This window comes from Pseudomonas sp. AGC41, assembly GCF_057334555.1.
Genome location: NZ_JBHFJB010000069.1, coordinates 1 through 1399 on the forward strand (window position 1 = coordinate 1; position 1399 = coordinate 1399).

Below are 1399 nucleotides of genomic sequence, written 5' to 3' on the forward strand. Positions count from 1 at the left end.
CCACGGGTATTACCCCGTCCCAAATAGGGCGCTCGGCTTTAGGCCTACATCACCCGCCAACCCCCACCCAGCGCCTTGTACAACGCCACGCTCGCCTGCACCCGGGCCAGGCGCAATTGCACGTTCATGTCCTGGGCGGCGTACAGCGTGCGTTGGGTTTCGAGTACGGTGAGCAGGTCTTCGGCGCCGGCCTGGTAGCGGCTTTGGGCGATGGCGAAGGCGGTCTGCGCCTGGTGCAGTTCTTCGCTCTGCCATTGTCGTTGCTGGTCCAGGCCCTGGATGCCGTTCAGGGCTTTTTCGACGTCGGCAAAACCGTTGACGATGGCGGCGCGGTAGGTTTCCAGCAGTTCTTCCTGGCGCGCGGTGGCCCTGTCTCGTTCGGCCCGCAGGCGACCGTTGTTGAAGATCGGCGCGGCCAGGCCGGCGCTGAGGTTGTAGACGTTGTTGCGCAGCAACTGGTCGGCAATGTCGGCGCCGGTGGCCAGGCTCAGGCCCAGGGTGACCGAGGGCAGCAGGGCGGCGCGGGCCACGCTGATGTCGGCCTGGGCGGCGGCCAGACGTGCTTCGGCGGCGGCGATGTCGGGGCGACGGCGCAGCAGGTCACTGGGCACGCCGGCATTGATGGCGGGCCAGTGCAAAACATCGAAGGTTTCATCGTCAAGCTTGAGCGATTGCACCGGCTGGCCCAGCAACGCCGCCAGGGTGATCAACGCCTCCCGCGCCTGTTGTTGCACTTGGGGTAATCGGCGCCGCTGCGTCGCCACCAGGCTTTTTTGCTGGGACAGTTCCAGCGCCGTGGCGCTGCCGGCGTTGTAGCGGGTCTGCACCAGGTCGAGCACGTTTTGCGCGTTGGCCAGGTTCAGTTCGGCGATGCGCTGCTGCTCGCGCAGCGACAAGGCCTGGGTGTAGCTGTTGGCGACAGCGCTGAGCAAGGTCAGCTCCACGGTCGCCCGGTCAAACCGGCTGGCCGACAACGCGCTCAGCGCACTGTCCCGCGCCGCCCGCTTGCCGCCCCAGAAATCCACTTCATAGCTGGCGCTGAGGTGGGCATCGTAGTAGTCGATGGTGCGGTTGTTCCGATCCACATCCAACTGGCTGTAGCCCTTGCCCCGCAGCAGCTCCTGGCGATTGCCGTTGAGCCCGGCGCTGATTTCCGGAAGCATCGGTGCGCCAGCGATCACCGCGCTGGCCTGGGCCTGGCGAACCCGGGCCATGGCGGCCGCCAGGTCGAAACTGCCGAGGCGTGCCTGTTCGATCAAGCGATCAAGTTGCGGGCTGCCGAACTGTGTCCACCATCGTTGGTTATCCGCTCGGGTGCTGGGGGTGTCGAGGCTCTGCCAAGCGTCAGGCGGCTGGATGTCGCTGTCCGGCGTCGATAAAGGCGTGCTGCAGGCCGCCC

The 1399-nt window shown here is 66.4% G+C and carries 1 protein-coding gene; it reads right to left on the reverse strand.

Going from position 1 to position 1399, the window contains the following annotated elements:
* Positions 1-44: 44 nt before the first annotated feature.
* Positions 45-1399: efflux transporter outer membrane subunit (locus tag ACE04F_RS13225; protein WP_486107293.1), on the reverse strand; the 1355-nt coding region annotated here is incomplete at its 5' end.